At 74.8% G+C, this 16,963-nt stretch carries 11 protein-coding genes; 7 read left to right on the top strand and 4 right to left on the bottom strand.

The genetic code is table 11. The features are described from left to right. Window positions 1-45 precede the first annotated feature (45 nt). A complete protein-coding gene (locus ACFSJS_RS21610; RefSeq protein ID WP_380902930.1) occupies window positions 46-579 on the bottom strand; it encodes a DoxX family protein in 534 nt (177 codons plus the stop codon). Window positions 580-1,181: 602 nt separating this feature from the next. On the opposite strand from ACFSJS_RS21610, the gene ACFSJS_RS21605 reads away from it, so the two are divergent. Together ACFSJS_RS21605 and ACFSJS_RS21600 are read left to right on the top strand one after the other, a co-directional pair. Then, a complete protein-coding gene (locus tag ACFSJS_RS21605) occupies window positions 1,182-1,715 on the top strand; it encodes an EF-hand domain-containing protein (protein WP_380902928.1) in 534 nt (177 codons plus the stop codon). A gap of 263 nt (window positions 1,716-1,978) precedes the next feature. After that, window positions 1,979-2,875: an SAM-dependent methyltransferase gene (locus ACFSJS_RS21600; RefSeq protein ID WP_380902926.1), complete on the top strand. Its 897-nt coding sequence runs from the start codon at window positions 1,979-1,981 to the stop codon at window positions 2,873-2,875. A 131-nt stretch (window positions 2,876-3,006) separates the two neighbouring features. Here ACFSJS_RS21600 and ACFSJS_RS21595 read toward each other — a convergent pair whose 3' ends face one another. Together ACFSJS_RS21595 and ACFSJS_RS21590 are read right to left on the bottom strand one after the other, a co-directional pair. Then, complete coding sequence (locus tag ACFSJS_RS21595) at window positions 3,007-3,363, bottom strand: STAS domain-containing protein (protein WP_380902924.1); 357 nt, start codon at window positions 3,361-3,363, stop codon at window positions 3,007-3,009. Then, window positions 3,360-4,682 (bottom strand): PP2C family protein-serine/threonine phosphatase, encoded by a 1,323-nt coding sequence (locus ACFSJS_RS21590; protein WP_380902922.1) that lies wholly within the window; start codon window positions 4,680-4,682, stop codon window positions 3,360-3,362. Before ACFSJS_RS21590 ends, ACFSJS_RS21595 begins: the two co-directional genes overlap by 4 nt. A 423-nt stretch (window positions 4,683-5,105) precedes the next feature. On the opposite strand from ACFSJS_RS21590, the gene ACFSJS_RS21585 reads away from it, so the two are divergent. The 4 genes from ACFSJS_RS21585 to ACFSJS_RS21570 all read left to right on the top strand — a co-directional run bounded on the left by ACFSJS_RS21585 (window position 5,106) and on the right by ACFSJS_RS21570 (window position 12,583). Continuing rightward, a complete protein-coding gene (locus ACFSJS_RS21585) occupies window positions 5,106-9,083 on the top strand; it encodes a SpoIIE family protein phosphatase (protein WP_380903144.1) in 3,978 nt (1,325 codons plus the stop codon). Further along, the gene (locus tag ACFSJS_RS21580) at window positions 9,083-9,445 is read left to right on the top strand and encodes an STAS domain-containing protein (RefSeq protein ID WP_380902920.1); all 363 of its coding nucleotides are present in this window, start codon (window positions 9,083-9,085) and stop codon (window positions 9,443-9,445) included. Before ACFSJS_RS21585 ends, ACFSJS_RS21580 begins: the two co-directional genes overlap by 1 nt. Before the next feature lie 175 nt (window positions 9,446-9,620). Beyond that, entirely contained in the window at window positions 9,621-9,848 is a 228-nt protein-coding gene (locus ACFSJS_RS21575; protein ID WP_380902918.1) for a DUF5302 domain-containing protein, read from the top strand. Window positions 9,849-10,183: 335 nt separating this feature from the next. After that, window positions 10,184-12,583, top strand: coding sequence for an Orn/Lys/Arg family decarboxylase (locus tag ACFSJS_RS21570; protein ID WP_380902916.1), 2,400 nt, complete (start codon window positions 10,184-10,186; stop codon window positions 12,581-12,583). A 117-nt stretch (window positions 12,584-12,700) separates the two neighbouring features. On the opposite strand, the gene ACFSJS_RS21565 is transcribed toward ACFSJS_RS21570, so the two are convergent. Next, window positions 12,701-14,125, bottom strand: a complete 1,425-nt coding sequence (locus ACFSJS_RS21565; RefSeq protein WP_380902914.1) for a M20/M25/M40 family metallo-hydrolase — start codon at window positions 14,123-14,125, stop codon at window positions 12,701-12,703. Window positions 14,126-14,312: 187 nt separating this feature from the next. Between ACFSJS_RS21565 and ACFSJS_RS21560 the strand changes: the two genes are divergently transcribed. Next, on the top strand, window positions 14,313-16,949 hold the full coding sequence (locus ACFSJS_RS21560) for a SpoIIE family protein phosphatase (protein WP_380902912.1): 2,637 nt from the start codon (window positions 14,313-14,315) through the stop codon (window positions 16,947-16,949). Window positions 16,950-16,963: the final 14 nt, after the last annotated feature.

Raw genomic sequence — 16,963 nt, 5'->3', positions numbered from 1 at the left:
CCCGCCGCCGGCGTCGGACGTCCGGTCCGCCGCGGGGGGCGGGGCTCAGCCGGGCAGCCTGGCACCGATGCGGCCCGCGGCCGCGGCCGGACGCGCGCCGGCACGGACGGAGCGGCGCACCAGCCGCACGTCGCGCCGCAGCGAGTCCGCGGCGTGGCGGCCGCGCCACACCAGCGACGGGGCACCGCCCGTGTCGTCGGCCGCGATCAGCAGCCCGCCGAGCATCGAGAGGTTCTTGAGGAAGTGGATGCGCTGCCGGGCGCGGTCGGAGGGGTCCTCGGCCTCCCAGAAGCGGTGCCCGGCCGCAGTGGTGGGCACGAGGGTGGCCGCGAGGGCCAGCGCGGACAGCCGGGGCATGCGCCCGAGGCCCAACAGGACGCCGGCCGCCACCTGCACGGCGCCGTTGAGCCGTACCATCTGCTCGGTGCGGTCCGGCAGGGCCTGGATCCTGTCGGCGACCGGCCGTACGACCGGCTCGGCGGCCGGTGCCACTGCTTCGGGGTTGCGGATGGAGTCCAGACCGCCGGCGATGAACATCGAGGCCAGCAGGGGGCGGCCGATCGCTCGCAAGAGACTCATGGGTCCTCTCCAGACATGTCGGTGCGGACGGCGCTTGCCGGGTTCCCCGTCCCAAGGGGAGCCAATCGACAGCCGGCGGCGCGGCCCCGAACGGCAGACCGCGTCCGTTCCGGCCGGATGGCGGGGAGGCCCGCCGCCGGAGGGCCGGATCCTTCGCGGCCGCCTCCGCGGACTCGCCGAGCGGGTTGCCGCGCGGACCCCAACGGCCCCGGAGCGCAGGCACGTCGCGGCCGACCCGGCCGACCCGGCTGACCCGGCCGATTCGGCGGTTCCGGGCCGGTGGCGGGCCGGAGCCCTCGGCCGGGGCGCGGACCGCGCCGGGGGAGTCCGGGGGCAACCGGCGTCCGCGCCTCCGGCCGCGGACGCCGGTGAGGGACGGTTCCGGCTCCCGGCCGGAGCCGGTGCGCAACCGGGGTCAAAATGCTTGCGTATCACGGTAGTTCACTCTTTCCGGTGAAAGGCGTGATGTGCCGTGTGCACGGGCCGGCAGCGGGACAGCAACAAGCGGGCCGGACACGGGATTCCGGCTGTGCCGGGCGGAGACGCCGGGACCGCCCGTCGAGGTCCGCACCGGAGACCGACCGAGGAAAGGTGACGGTGCCATGCGCACAGAGGCCACCCGGCGAGCCGCGCTCGTCTTCTCCCTGTTCGACGCCGACGGCAACGGCGTTCTCGAACCCGGCGACTTCACCCTCATGGCGGACCGCGTCGCCGCCGCGGCGTCCGGCTCCGACCAGGCGGCCAAGGACGCGATGCGCGCGGCCTTCCGGCAGTACTGGACGACCCTGGCCGCCGAACTGGACGCGGACGGCGACGGACGGATCACCCTCGACGAGTACACCGCCTGCGTCCTGTCGCCCGAGCGCTTCCAGGCGACGGTCGCCACGTTCGCCGAGGCCCTCGCCGCGCTCGGGGACCCGGACGGCGACGGGTTCGTCGAGCGCCCGGTGTTCATGGCGCTGATGAGGGCGATCGGCTTCGAGCGGGCCAACATCGACACCCTCTTCGACGCCTTCGCCCCCACGCCGGACGACCGCGTCCGGGTGGAGACCTGGGTGGCGGGGATCAAGGACTACTACGCCCCGGACAAGGCCGGCATCCCCGGGGACCACCTGGTCACCGGCCCGGCGGCCTGAGACCGGGCCGGGACGCCCGAGCACGCCGGAGCTGCTCGCCCGCCCGGGCACAGGGGCCCGCCCCGGGCGGGCCCCCGCCGGCACCCGTGCGGACTCCGCCGTCCGCGCGGGGTCCCGGAGGGACCGCCGCCGCACCGCCCCGGTGCCGCCGTCCCCGCCCTCCCGGCAGGCAGGCCCCGCCGTTCGCGCGCCGCGGCCGCGGCGCGCGCCACCGCCCGCGACCACGTGGCCGTCCGGCCACGGCAACCCGGAGAGGAAGAGGCATGGCCGACACCCCCGCAGAGACCGGCGGCGTGGAGGGAGGAGTCGGGCTGACCGCCCTCATGGTCGCCGCGGCCCGGGCCGTCGAGGCGGACCGCCCCGACGCGCTCGCCCGGGACGGCTACGCCGAGCACTTCGTCCGCGCGGCCCGGGCCTTCGCCGACTGGCCGGTGCGCCTGGACCAGGTGCCGGACGGGGACGCCGATCCGCTGTGGGGGCGGCTGGGCCGCTACTTCGGGCTGCGCACCAGGGTGTTCGACGACTTCCTGCTGGACCGGGCCGCCGAGGGGAGCCGCCAGGTGGTCCTGCTCGGCGCCGGGCTCGACTCGCGCGCCTACCGGCTGGAGTGGCCGGCCGGCAGCACGGTCTTCGAGATCGACCAGGCGGAGGTGCTCGACTTCAAGCAGCGCGTCCTCGACGAACTGGGCGACCCGCCGCGGGCAGGACGTGTCGCCGTCGCCGCCGACCTGCGTCTGGGGTGGGCCGAGGCGCTGGTCGGCGCGGGTTTCGTCCCGACGCGCCCGGCCACCTGGCTGGCCGAGGGGCTGCTGCTCTACCTGCCCGGGGCCGCGGAGCGGAGCCTCATCGACACCGTCGACGCGCACAGCGCCGCGGGCAGCGCCCTGGCCTACGAGGTGAAGACCGGCGCGGAGCCCGCCGCGGCCCGCCGCTCGCCCATCTACGCGGCGGCACGCGACCGGATCGGAATCGACCTGCTCGCCCTGTTCGACGGGGGGCCGCGGCCGGACTCCGCCGCGGAACTGGCCGCACGGGGCTGGTCCACGGCGGTCCGCACCCCGTTCGACTTCACCCGCCGCCACGGACGCGGACCGCTGCCGGAGGAGGACGACGCGCTGGCCACCAACCGGTGGGTCTTCGCCGTCCGGCCGCCCGCCTGACTTCCCCGCCACCGGCCCGCCGGGGCGGCACATCCGACGCGGGGGCAGGCGGGCGGTGCCGACCGCGCGCCGGGGGGCGGTCCCGCCGGGACGGTGCGGGGGGGGTGAACCCCGGCGGCCGCGGGGGCCGTTCAGGGAGCCAGGGCGTCGAGGGCCTGCTCGGCGGTGGGCATGAAGGCGAAGACCTGGTCGAGGCCGACGATGCGGAAGACGCGCAGCAGGTGGGGGTCGACCCCGGCCAGGAACAGGCGCGAGTCCGTGGCTTCGGCCCGCTGGTAGGCGGTGATCAGCACGGTGATGCCGGTGGAGTCGCAGTAGCCGAGCTCCGACAGGTCGATCACCAGGGGGGTGTCGGGGCCGAAGGGCGTCTCGTCGAAGGCGCGGGCGAGGCGGGGGGCGGTGTGGTGGTCGAGCTCACCGGACACGGTCAGCACGGTGGCACCGGAGGGGTGGTTCTGGCGGGCGACGGTCAGGGCGCGGTCGGTCACCGGTTCTCCTGGGCGGACGGGGCGGTGCGGTGGGACGGGACGGACAGGGCGAGCAGCGCGGTGTCGTCGCTGACTCCGGTGCCCAGTTCGGCGAGGAGTTTGTCCACCGTGTCCAGCAGGCCGTCGGCCCCCTGTGCGGCGGCGGCGGACAGCCGGCGGGCCAGCCCGTCCTCCCCGAGCATGGCACCGTCGGACGTACGGGCTTCGGTGAGGCCGTCGGTGTACAGCAGCAGGGCCTCACCGGGAAGGAGCCGCGTGGTGGCCTGCACGAAGTGGGGGCGGGGCAGCAGCCCGATCAACTGGCCGCCGGTGGTGGAGACCAGCTCGGCGGTGCCGTCGGCCCGCAGCGCCAGGGCCGGTGGGTGGCCGCCTCCGGCCAGGGAGACGGCGAAGGCCCCGCCGGGCGCGGGCTGGAGCACCCCGAACACGGCGGTGCAGTACCGGGGGGCGTCCCCCTGGTGCTCGCTCTTGAGGACGGCGTCGAGGTTGGCCAGCGCCGTGCAGGGATCGGGGTCGTAGATGGCGGCGGCACGCAGGGTGTAGCGGGTCAGCGAGGTCAGGGCGGCGGCCTCGGCCCCCTTGCCGCACACGTCGCCGATGAAGAACGCCCAGCGGCCGTCGTCGAGGGGGAACAGGTCGTAGAAGTCGCCGCCCACCTCGTCGACGGACGCGGGGTGGTACGCCGCGGCCGTGTCCAGACCGGGCACCACCGGCAGGGTGGGCGGCAGTAGGGCCCGCTGCAGGGCGCGGGCCAGGCGTTCCGCGGTGGTGCGCTGGGAGCGCTCGGCCGCGATGGTGCGGGCGGCGGACAGCCGCACCTCCAACTCGTTCATCACCAGTGAGGCCAGGTCCGCGAGGGCGGCCATCTGGTCTTCGGTCGCCTCACGGGGCCGGACGTCCAGCACGTTGACCGTTCCCAGGCACTCGCCGCGGGCGGTGGTGAGGGGGGCCGCGGCGTAGAAGCGTATGCCCGGCCCGCCGCGGACCAGGGGATGGGCCGCCGTGCGGGGGTCGCTGAGGGTGTCGGGCACCACGCACGGGGCGTCGTGCAGGAAGGCCGAGGCGCACCCACCCGGCTCACGGCTGATCTGGGTGACCCCGTCCAGCCCGTGCGCGGCCTCGAACCACACCCGGTCGGCGTCGACGATCGCCACGGAGGCCATCGGCGCGTCGAAGATGCGGGCGGCCAGGGAGGTGACCGTGTCGAACGCACCGTCGGACGGGGTGCCCAGGACGCGGTAGCGGCGCACCGCGTCCAGCCGGCGCCGCTCGTCGGCGGGGGGAGCTTCCGCACTCCGGCGGAGGGCGCTGTCCGTCACTGTCGTCTCCCGCCTGTCCCTGTGCAACCGACCCACGCGCCCACTGGTGGGGGCGGCTGACTTATCCTACGGACCACGTCACCGAGCTCCGATGGGAAGCCGGTCCGGTACCGGTTGCTTCTGGTGACGGCCGGACGGCGGTGCCGGTGCGCGCACCGCGAGCCGGCCATGAGCGGGGTCGGTGTGGGCGGTGGCTCCGGGAGTCGCCCGGAGCGAACGGGAGGATGTCGGGTGGCGCTTTCTGGAGACGACGAGCGCGAGTCGCCGGCAGCGGTGGGAGACGACGTGTTCGCCGTCGACCGTGAACACGTCGGCAGGGACCTCGCCGCGGTCGACTGGTCGGCGACCCCGCTCGGGCCGCCGGCCGGCTGGCCGCAGAGCCTGCAGACGGCGGTGAGCATCCTGCTGTCGTCCCGCTTCCCGATGTGGATGGCGTGGGGACCGGAGCTGACGTTCTTCTGCAACGACGCCTACCGGCGCGACACCCTGGGCCGCAAGTACCCGTGGGCGCTGGGCCGGCCGGCGAACGAGGTGTGGGCGGAGATCTGGGACGACATCGGCCCGCGGATCGACACCGTGCTGACCACGGGGAAGGCGACCTGGGACGAGGCGCTGCTGCTGTTCCTGGAGCGCTCCGGCTACCCGGAGGAGACCTACCACACGTTCTCCTACAGCCCCCTGCGGGACGACGCCGGCGCAGTGGTCGGCATGCTGTGCGTGGTCAGCGAGGACACCGACCGGGTCATCGGCGAGCGGCGGATGGCGACGCTGCGGGACCTGGGTTCCGACCTCAGCGTGGTCCGCACCGAGCAGGAGATGCTGGCCTTCGCCGGCCGGCAGCTCGAACGCAACCTGCGGGACCTCCCCTTCACGCTGACCTACCTGTTCCAGGACGACGGCTGCGCGCGGCTGGCGGACACGACCGGGATCCCGGCCGGCCACCCGGCCGCTCCGACGACGCTGCCGGCCGACGCCCCGGACGCGGTGTGGCCCGCGGCGGCGCTGGCCCGGGGGGAGGCGGCGCTGGTGGAGCTCGACGGGGCTCCCTTCACCGGCCTGCCGGCCGGGGACTGGCCGGAGCAGCCCGCGCAGGCCCTGGTGGTGCCGCTCCTCCAGCAGGGCAGCGCACCGTACGGGTTCCTGGTGGCCGCGCTCAACCGGTACCGGCTGCTGGACGACGGCTACCGCGGATTCGTCGAGCTGGCCGCCGGGCACATCGCGGCGGGGATCGCCAGTGCCCGCAGCTACCAGGCCCAGCAGCGGCGGGCCGAGGAACTGGCCGAGCTGGACCGCGCCAAGACCGCCTTCTTCTCCAACATCAGCCACGAGTTCCGCACCCCCCTCACGCTGATCATGGGACCGGTGGAGGAACTGCGCAACCGGCTCTCCGGGGCGGACGAGGAGGTCCGGGAGGAGCTGGAGGCCGTCCACCGCAACGGACTGCGGCTGAGCAAACTGGTCAACACGCTGCTGGACTTCTCCCGCATCGAGGCCGGCCGGATGCAGGCGAGCTACGAGCCGGTCGACCTGGCCTCCGTCACCGCCGAACTGGCCAGCGTCTTCCGCTCCGCCGTCGACCGGGCCGGCCTCTCCTTCGAGGTGGACTGCCCCCCGCTGGACGAACCGGTCCACCTCGACCGCGGCATGTGGGAGAAGGTGATGCTCAACCTGCTCAGCAACGCGCTGAAGTTCACCTTCGAGGGGTCGATCGGCGTCGCCGTGCGGGCCGAGGACGACCACGCGGTGGTCACCGTCACCGACACCGGCATCGGCGTGCCCGCGGCGGAGATGCCCAGGCTGTTCGAACGGTTCCACCGCATCGAGAACGCCCGCTCGCGCTCGAACGAGGGCAGCGGCATCGGGCTGGCGCTGGTGAAGGAGCTCATCGGCCTGCACGGCGGGACGATCACCGCCGACAGCACCGAGGGCGAGGGCACCTGCTTCACCATCCGCCTGCCGTTCGGCTCCGACCACCTGCCCGCCGACGCCGTCGTGGAGGCCGCGAGCACCAGCGCGGCCCCCGCCACCGCCGAACCGTACGTGCAGGAGGCCCTGCGCTGGCTGCCCTCGGACGACACCGGGGCGCTCACCGCGGACATCGCGGCGGCCTCCCCGGAGGCCGCCCAGGCCCCGGGACCGACCGCTCCGGCACGGGTGCTGGTCGCCGACGACAACGCCGACATGCGGGACTACCTCACCCGGCTGCTGCGCGGTGCCGGCTACCAGGTCAGCGCCGTCACCGACGGGCAGGAGGCCCTGGAGGCCGTCCGCGCGAACGAGCCCGACCTGGTGGTCAGCGACGTGATGATGCCCCGCATGGACGGCCTGTCCCTGGTGGCGGCGTTGCGCAGCGACTCCCGCACGGCGTCCGTGCCCGTGCTGATGCTGTCCGCCCGGGCCGGCCAGGAGGCGTCCATCGAAGGGCTCCAGGCCGGCGCCGACGACTACCTGGTCAAGCCGTTCGCCGCTGCGGAGCTGCTGGCCCGGGTGCGGGCGAACGTGGAGCTGGCGCGGCTGCGCAACCACCACGCCCGCTGGCGCACCGCGCTGGTGGACTCCCTCCAGGAGGCGTTCTTCGTCTGCGACGAGGAGGGCGCCGTCATCGAGATCAACACCGCCTTCACCGACATCCTCGGTTACGGAGTCGAGGGCCTGCCCTACCAGCCGATCCACCCGTGGTGGCCGGACGCCGCCACCGACCCCGACGCCCACCGGCAGGTCGCCGACGCGTTCGAGGGACTGCTGCGGGAAGGACAGGGCCACTACACCGTGCCCGTCACCCACCGCGACGGGCACCTGCTGTGGATCAGCGTCAACTTCAACTACACCCAGGACCCGGACACCGGGCGCCACGTGATCGTCGGCACCTTCCGCGACGTCACCGCCGAACACTACGCCATCCAGCGTGAGAGCGCCCTGGCCGCCATGAGCCTGCGGCTGTCCGAGGCCACGAGCCTGCCCGAGGCCCTGGCCGGCGCCTTGAGCGAGTTGAGGGACCTGTGGCGCGCCCGGAGCGTCGTGGCCGCGGTCTTCGGCCACGACGACGACCCCACGGTGGCCTCCACCGACGGGGCATCGGCCTGGCAACAGCTGCCCGCCGACCGCCGCGAGGCGCTCACCGGCCTGCGCGGGCGGCCCTCGCTCACCCCGACCTCCGACCACACCGGGGCCGGTGTCCTCCTGGAGCACCCCGACGGTCCGATGGCGCTCTGGCTCGACCTGGGCGAACACCGCCCCTTCTCGGAGGAGGACCAGCTGCTGCTGTCGCTGCTGGCCGGGCGCCTCGCCCAGGGGATGGCCCGCGTCCACCAGATCGACCAGCAGCGCGAGACCGCCATCGCGCTGCAGCGCGCCATCCTCGGCCCCTCCCAGCTGCCCGAGGGCTTCGCCGCCCGCTACGAGCCCGCCACCCGGCCCCTGGAGGTCGGCGGCGACTGGTACGACATCATCTCCCTGCCCGACGGGCGCATCGGCATCGTGGTCGGCGACTGCGTCGGCCGCGGTCTGGAGGCGGCCAGCGTCATGGGGCAGCTGCGCAGCGCCTGCCGCGCCCTGCTGCTGCAGGACGCCGGCCCCGCCCGGGCCCTCATGGCGCTGGACCGCTTCGCCGCCGGCATACCCGGGGCGATGTGCACCACCGTCTTCTGCGGCGTCCTCGACCCCGAGACCGGGCGCCTGACCTACTCCAGTGCCGGACACCCGCCGGGCATCCTCACCCACGCCGACGGCACCACCCGGCTGCTCGAGGACGGGCGCTCCATCCCCCTGGCCGTCCGCCCCGGCAGGGCCCGTCCGGAGGGCGAGTGCGTCATGCCCGCCCGCGCCACCCTCATGGTGTACACCGACGGGCTCGTGGAGCGGCGCCGCCGCCCGCTGAGCGCGGGCATCGGCCAGGCCAGCGAAGCCGTCCAGGAGGGCCGGAACACCGCCGTCGACGACCTGGCCACCCAGGTCATGGCACGGCTGGCCCCCACCGACGGCTACGACGACGACGTGGCTCTGCTGCTGTACCGCCACCCCGCCCCGCTGGAGGTGTCCTTCCCCGCCGAATCGTCCCAGCTCGCACCCGTCCGCAGGACCCTGCGCGGCTGGCTCGACCGGTGCGACCTCCCGCCCCACACCGTGCAGAACATCCTGGTCGCCGCGGGCGAGGCCTGCGCCAACGCCATCGAGCACGGCCACCGCCACGCTCCCGGGGACATCATCCATCTGCGCGCCGAGGCCTTCGTCGACAACCTGCGCCTCACCGTCGCCGACACCGGCCGCTGGAAAACCCCCCGGCCCGAGGCCAACACCCACCGAGGACGTGGCGTGGCCCTCATGCGTGCCATGATGCAGCAGGTCACCATCAACCCCGGCCCGGCTGGCACCACCGTCGAGATGCACACGAGGATCGCCTGATGACCACCCCTCTCACGCTCACCTCCGGCCGCCGTGCAGACGGGACCGCGATGCTCACGGTCGTCGGCGAGATCGACATGAGCAACACCGACGACCTCGCCGGCGCCCTCGACGGCATACAGGGGCCCCTCGTCGTCGACCTCACCGCCGTCGAGTACCTCGACAGTGCGGGCCTCAGCGTCCTCTTCCGCCATGCCGACCGCATCGAACTCGTCGCCACCCCGCTGCTGGCGCCCGTCCTGACCGTCTCCGGCCTCACCGACATCGCCACCGTCCACGGTCTGGACGCCGGCTCCTCCCACCCCGCGGCATCGTCCCGGCCCGACGGCGCCGGCCGCCTCGCCGAGGGGGAGGAGCGGTGACCGGGGGGCGGCCGGCGCCCCGCTGACCGCCCGTCCGGCAACCGCTTGTCCGGCCGCCGGTCCGCGCCGGCGGCCGGGTTCACGCCGCGGGCGGAAGCGGGGAAATGCCCTCGCGGGGCGGTATCGCCGTGTGCAAGGCTGGCCGGCGCAGCCGTTTCGATCGCGGGAGGTTCACATGCAGGACAAGCAGACCGGATCCGATGTCGGGAACCCTGAGACCGAGAACTCCGGGAACGGGGCCGCCGAAACCGAGAGCGACGTCAAGCGGAAGTTCCGGGAAGCACTGGAACGCAAGAAGCAGACCGGTCAGGAGCGCCGGGCGCACGAGGAGGGCCGCTCGAAGATCAACGGAATGCGCCGTCCGGCCGGGCAGAAGCGGAACTTCCGCCGCAAGGCCGGCTGACAAGAGCCGCGCCGCGCCCCGGCCGCGCGCGGCGCGGGGCGGCGCCGGCCGCGGCCGCCCCCGCGGCACCATCCGGCCCGCCGACGGCACCTGCACCGGCAACATCCGCGCCGGCGGCACCGCACCGGTCCCGGGCGTCCCCGTGACCGGGTGAGGCCCGGCCCCGGAGTGCGGAAGCGGCCGGCCGGCCCGGTCCACCGACCGGCGGCGTGAGTCAACACAAGGGTGACGCTGTCCCCCGATAGGGTGGTTTACCCCTTCGATGCCCCCATCCCCCGAGGCGGAGCCCCGGACACTGACCGGGGCGGCACGAGACCGCCGGGGAGGGGGACGGCATGGCCGACAGCAGCGTTCTGATCGCGGTTCCGGAGCACCTGCGGGGCGAGGGCGCCGGCGCCGGGCAGTTGGGGAAGGTCGGCGAGGCGATCGAGGCGGCGGGCCTCGGGGTGCGCTGGGCGGTCGGCGCCGCCGACGCCGAGGCGGTGCTCCGCACCGAGGCCGGGCTGGCCGCGGCCGTGGTGGCCTGGGACCTTCCGCCCGGCCGCGACGCGGGCGCCGGGACCGGCGGCGGCGCGGTCCTGCGCCGGATCGGCCGCCGCTTCCACCACCTGCCGGTGTTCCTGGTCATGGCGGACGAGGGCATGCAGGACCTGCCGCTGTGGGTGTCGGAGACGGTGGTGGGCTACGTGTGGCCGCTGGAGGACACCCCGGCGTTCATCGCCGGCCGGATCGCCACCGCCGCCCGCGCCTACCGGGAAGCCATCCTGCCGCCGTTCTTCCGGGCGCTGCGCCGCTTCCACGACGCACACGAGTACTCCTGGCACACCCCCGCGCACTCCGGCGGCGTCGCCTTCCTGAAGTCGCCCGTGGGCCGGGCGTTCCACGACTACTTCGGGGAACGGCTGCTGCGCAGCGACCTGTCGATCTCGGTGGAGGAACTCGGGTCGCTGTTCGAGCACACCGGCCCCATCGGCGACGCGGAGCGCAACGCGGCCCGGGTCTTCGGCTCCGACCTCACCTACTTCGTCCTGCACGGCGACTCCACCTGCAACCGTCTGGTCGGCCACTTCAGCGTCACCCGCGACGAGATCGCCCTGGTGGACCGGAACTGCCACAAGTCGGTCCTGCACGGCCTGGTCGTCTCCGGGGCCCGGCCGGTGTACCTGATCCCCACGCGCAACGGCTACGGCCTCGCCGGACCGCTGCCGCCGGCCGAGATCGGGGCGGACTCGGTGGCGGCCCGGATCGCCGCCAACCCGCTGACCCGGGACGCCCTCTCCGCGGAGGGCCAGTACGCCGTCTTCACCAACTCCACCTACGACGGCCTGTGTTACGACGCCGTGGCGGCGGCACGGGCGTTCGCCGCCAGCACGCCCCGGCTCCACTTCGACGAGGCGTGGTTCGCCTACGCCCGCTTCCACCCCCTCTACGCCGGCCGCTACGGCATGTCGGTGGGCCCGGACACCTTCCCCGGCCCCGAGCGGCCCACGGTCTTCGCGACCCAGTCCACCCACAAGCTGCTGGCCGCGCTGTCGCAGAGCGCCATGGTGCACGTCCGGCCCGCGCCCCGGGCCCCGGTGGAGCACGACCGGTTCAACGAGGCGCTGATGATGCACGGCACCACGTCACCGCTGTACCCGATGATCGCCTCGCTGGACGTGGCCACCGCCATGATGGACGGGCCGCAGGGCCACTGGCTGGTCGACGAGGCCGTGACCGAGGCGATCCGGTTCCGCCAGGAGATGGTGCGCATCCGACGGCGCATCGAGGCCGCCGGGGACCGGCCCTCCTGGTTCTTCGGGGTGTGGCAGCCCGAGGCGGTGACCGATCCGGCGAGCGGGGCGCGACTGCCCTTCGACGAGGCCCCGGCCGACCTGCTGCGCACCGAGCCGTCCTGCTGGCACCTCGAACCCGGAGCCGACTGGCACGGCTTCCCCGGGCTGGACGAGGGCTACTGCATGCTCGACCCGGTCAAGGTCACTCTGACCTGCCCGGGGATCAGCGCCACCGGCGTCGTGGCGGACCGGGGCATCCCCGCCCGGGTGCTCACCGCCTACCTGGGCACCCGGAGCATCGTCGTGGAGAAGACCGACAGCTACACCACGCTGGTGCTGTTCTCCATGGGCATCACCAAGGGCAAGTGGGGCACGCTGCTGGACGCCCTGATGGACTTCAAGGCCCTCTACGACGGCGACGCCCCGCTCGACCGCGTCCTGCCCGCCCTGGTCGCCGAGCACCCGAGGCGCTACTCCGGCCGGACCCTGCCCGAGCTGTGCCAGGAGATGCACGAGCACCTGCGCTCCGTTCGCCTGGTGGAGCTGCTGGACACCGCCTTCCGCGAGCTGCCGGACCCCGTGGCCCCGCCGCAGCTGTGCTACCAGCGCCTGATCCGCGGGGGCACGGAGCGCGTGCGGCTGGCCGAGGCGTCCGACCGCGTGGCCGCCGCCATGGTCACCGTCACCCCGCCCGGCATCCCGGTGCTGATGCCCGGCGAGAGCGTCGGCGCCCCGGACGGCCCGCTGCTGCGCTACCTCACCGCGCTGGAGTCCTTCGACCGGCGGTTCCCCGGATTCCGCAGCGAGACCCACGGGGTGACCCTCGACCCCGACACCGGCGACTACCTGATCGAGTGCCTGCGCCCGGAGGCGGAGGACCATCCGCGCGGCTCCCGGATCCGCCGGGCCTCCGCACCGGCTCAGCGGCGCGGTCCGCTGACGGCCGGACCACCGCGGTGAGGCGTCCGGGGCCGCGGCGGGCCGGGGTGGCGGTGCACACACCGGTCCGGGGCCGCGGCCGCCCCGGAGGGCCCGGCGGGCGTGCCCGCCGGCCCCGGGCCCCCGGGCCCGGGGCCGTCAGCGGGACGGGAGGGGGAACGCGACGGGGCTGCGGTTGCCCGCCCGGTTCACCGCGCGCACGCCGAAGAAGACGTTGTCCTTGGACAGGTCCACGGTGTGGCGCGTGGTGTCGCCGACCGCGATGACATGGGTCCACTCCGGTTCGGTGGTCTCGCGCCACACCACCTCGTAGCCCGCCAGATCCGGCTCGCTGCCGCGCTTCCACACCAGCTCCGTGGAGTTGGTCAGTTCGTCGGTGAGGACGGTCGCGCCCGCGGGGGTGCCGGGGGCCTGGGCGAGGGTCCACAGGGCCGCGGCGTTGACCCTGGCCACGCGGGTGATGTAGTCGAAGTCGCAGAACTCGGGGAGGTCGCCGTACTGCCTGCCGTCCTCCACGCGCACGTCCTGGTGCTGGTGGGCGAAGTCCTCGGCGGGCTCGGTGAAGCGGGCGGCCGGGTAGCCCTGTTCGAGGAAGGCGATGTGGTCGCCGCCGCGCAAGTAGCGGTCGCGGCGGTGGACGACCCGCACGTCCATGCCGGTCGCCCCGTTGTCCGCCACGTCGCGGACGAAGCGGGCGAGCTGGCGGGAAGGGGAGTCGTTCTCGCCGCCGACGGACCGCCGGACGGCCGCCTGCTCCTCGGTCTCGGAGGTGGGCACCCCCTCGGCGAAGAGCCGGACGGTGTACGGGTCGCGGCTGCCGTCGTCGGCGGTGGGACTGCCGACGATGTCGTTGGTGAACATGGCCTGCACATCGGTGCCGGCCGCCCTGAACCGGCCGGCCATGTGGCGGGCCCCGTACAGGCCCTGTTCCTCCCCGGCCACGGCCGCGAAGACGACGGTCGCCGCCGGCCGGCGGCCGGCCATCACCCGTGCCAGTTCCATGACGACGGCGACACCCGAGGCGTCGTCGTCGGCCCCCGGCGCGTCACCGGTGGCGTCCATGACGTCGGTCGCCCTGGAGTCGTAGTGGCCGGAGACGACGTACACCCGCTCGGGGGCGACCGAACCGCGCAGGGTGGCCACGATGTTGGTGATGCGGGTCGGGGAGGGGATCCGGGGGGCGGGCTGCTGGACGTACGACTGCAGTTCGACCGTCATCCGGCCGCCGGACGCGGCGGCGTACTCCCGCATCCGGGCGTGGATCCAGTCACGGGCGGCGCCGATCCCGCGCTCGGGGTCGTCCTGGGAGGAGAGGGTGTGCCGGGTGCCGAAGGAGGCGAGGGTGCGCACGGTCTCCTCGATGCGGTCCCGGTCGATCTCCTTCAGCAGTCGGCGCAGGTCGCGGCCCGGTGGTTGGGCGGTGGCGGGCCTCCTGCCGGAGGCGGCCCTCTCGGGAGGGGCCGCCGCGGCGGCGGCGGCCCCGGGTGCGACCGCCCCGGCGGCTGCGGTCGTGGCGACGGCCGCCAGGACTCCTCGACGGCCCACGCCTCCGTGCTGCGCCATGGCCTGCTCCTTCACTCTGCCGCGTGCATGACAGGCACAGGATCACGGCCGCGGCGTCCCGGGGCAAGACGGCGTTTGGGGAACCGTGCCGGTCCCTCACCCGGCCGGCGGGTGCCGGCACCGGGCTGACCAGGGCGTACGCCGGGAGCGTGGTTGCGGGACGAGCCGGGTGGGGGACACTGGTGACATGGGCGACCTCGATCCGCCGGGAGCAGTGTCGCGACGGTTCCCCCCGAGGCCGGAGAGCGTGGCGTCGGCCCGGCGATTCGTGCGCGCCTCCCTGGACGGTGCCGCGCCCGAGGTGGTGGACACCGCCCGGCTTCTGGTCAGCGAGCTGGTGACCAACGCGGTGCTGCACGCGCGCACCGAGGTGGAGGTGTCGGTCCGGGTCCGCGGTGGCAGGGTCCGCGTGCGGGTCGACGACCACCGGCCGAGCCGCGGGCTGGTGCCGCGCCCGTGCTCCCCGTACGCCGGTGCGGGACGGGGCCTGGCCCTGGTCGAGCGCCTGGCGTCCCGCCACGGGGCCGCCACCGGCGAAGGGCGCAAGACGGTGTGGTTCGAGCTGTGGCCCGACGGACCGCAGCCGCCGCCGTCGGAGTGGGGGGCCGTCGCACCGCCCCCCGGCCCCGACGGAACCGTGACACTGGTCGACGTGCCGGGCGCGCTCCACTCGGCCTCCCGGCAGCACCGGCACACGCTGCTGCGCGAACTCGCCCTCGCCGCGGCCGCCGGCCACGGGCTCGGCGTGCGGCCGGAGGAGCTCGCCACCGCCCACGACGCGGACAACGTGCTCAGCGCCTGCGTGGCGGCCGCGCTGGAGGAGCACCCCCCCGACGCGGACATCCGCTCCCTGTCGCTGCCGGTGCCGACGGACGCCGCGCCGGCCGTGCTCACCCTGCGCCGGGTGCTCGACCTGGCCGAGGAGGCGGCCCGGGACGAACGCCTCCTCACCCTGCCGGCCTTTCCGCGCAACCGGGCCTTCCACCAGTGGCTGTTCGACCAGATCACCGGCCAGCTCGCCGGCAGCCCCCCCACCGCGTGGACGGTGGTGCCCCGCGAGCCGGACACCGGCCCCCCGGAGCCGGTGCCGTGGGACGCCGACCAGGTGCGGGCCGGCAGGGTCCCGACCATCGCCGCCGACGAGGAGAACCGGATCGTCGCGGTGAACGGACCGGCGGCGGACATGCTCGGCTGGCACCCGGACGATCTCGTCGGACGGCGGCTCACCACCCTCATCCCCGAGCACCTGCGCAAGCGCCACATCGCGGCGTTCACCTCCCTGCTGCTCACGGGCCGGCCCCGCATCGTGGGCCGCTCGGTACCGCTTCCGGCGCTGCACCGCGACGGCAGGCTGGTCCCCGTCCGCCTGCTCATCCAGACCCAGGAGACGGCCGACGGCCGCACCGTGTTCGTCGCCCAGCTCACCCCCCGGGCGGCCGCGTCCGGTCAGCCGCCCCGCACTCCGGGCGGGAGCCGGTCCGCGGAACCGCGGGAGCCGAACGGGCCGCGTCCGCCGGCCGCCGCGGAACGCGGCGGGGGGACGAGCGGCACCGAAGCGGACATGTCGGCGCTGGAGTGGCTCTCCCTGCTGGCCGACACCGGAGGCGCGCTGAGCAACACCCCGAACCTGGACGAGGGGGTGCGCGGCGCGGGCCGGATCCTGACGCAGCGGCTGGCCGACTGGTGTGCGGTGGACCTGATCGGCGAACACGCCCGGGTGGACCGGGTCTGCGTCGTCCACCGCGATCCCGGGAGGCTGCGCCCGGAGGCGTACGAGGGCGGCCTCCCGCCGGTGTCCGGGACCGCGCGGGGGCCCCTGGCCCGTGCGCTGCGGGGCGCGGGCCCGCTGCTGCTCACCGAGATCCCCCCGCCGGGCCGGGCCGAGAGCCCCCTGGACGCCCACTACCTGGAGTTGTTCGAGCGGCTGGGGGCGGACAGCGCCGTCGTCGCCCCGCTGCGGGCCCGCCGCACGGTCTTCGGAGCCCTGACCGTGGCCCGCGCCGGCGGGAGGCAGCCGTTCACCGAAGAGGACCTGCCCCTGATCGGCGGCCTGGTCCGCAGCCTCGCCCTGGGCGTGGACAACGCCCGCCTGCACCAGGAGACCCGGAACATCGCCGAACGCCTCCAGCGCTCCCTGCTGCCCGTGCTGCCGGACGTCGGGCACCTGCGCCTGGCCGCCCGGTACGCGGCCTCCTCCACCACCGCGCAGGTCGGCGGCGACTGGTACGACAGCTTCGTCCTCCCCGGCGGGGCCATCGCGCTGGTCATCGGCGACGTGGCCGGGCACAACCTCGACGCGGCCATCACCATGAGCCAGCTGCGCAGCATGCTGCGCGGCATCGCCGTCGACCGCCAGGAGCCCCCCGACGCGGTCCTGCACCGCCTGGACATGGCGAACCACAGCCTGTACCGGGAGGCCACCGCCACCTGCGTCTACGGTCTCGTCAAGGGCCCCGAGGGCGGGCCCTGGACGCTGGAGCACTCCTCCGCCGGGCACCTGCCGCCCCTGCTGACCACCGCGGAAGGCGACACCCGCTTCCTGGAGGAGGGGGCGGGCATGCTGCTCGGCATGGACCCCGGCACGCCCCGCCCCAGGGCCGGGACCCCGCTCCCCGCCCACTCGACCGTGCTGCTGTACACCGACGGCCTCATCGAACGCCGCGGCGAGCCCCTCGACCGCGCCATGGAGCGGCTCCGCCGGCACACCGCCGCCCTGGCGCGCGAGCCCCTCGACACGTTCTGCGACGAGCTCCTCATCACGCTGGGGGCCGACAACGCCGACGACATCGCCGTCCTCGCCCTCCGGCCCGTGCCACCGTCCTGACGGCGCCGCCCCGA

The sequence above is a fragment of the Streptomyces desertarenae genome (assembly GCF_042681365.1).
GTDB classification, from domain to species: Bacteria; Actinomycetota; Actinomycetes; order Streptomycetales; family Streptomycetaceae; genus Streptomyces; species Streptomyces desertarenae.
This window is presented reverse-complemented; position numbering and strand designations above follow the sequence as displayed.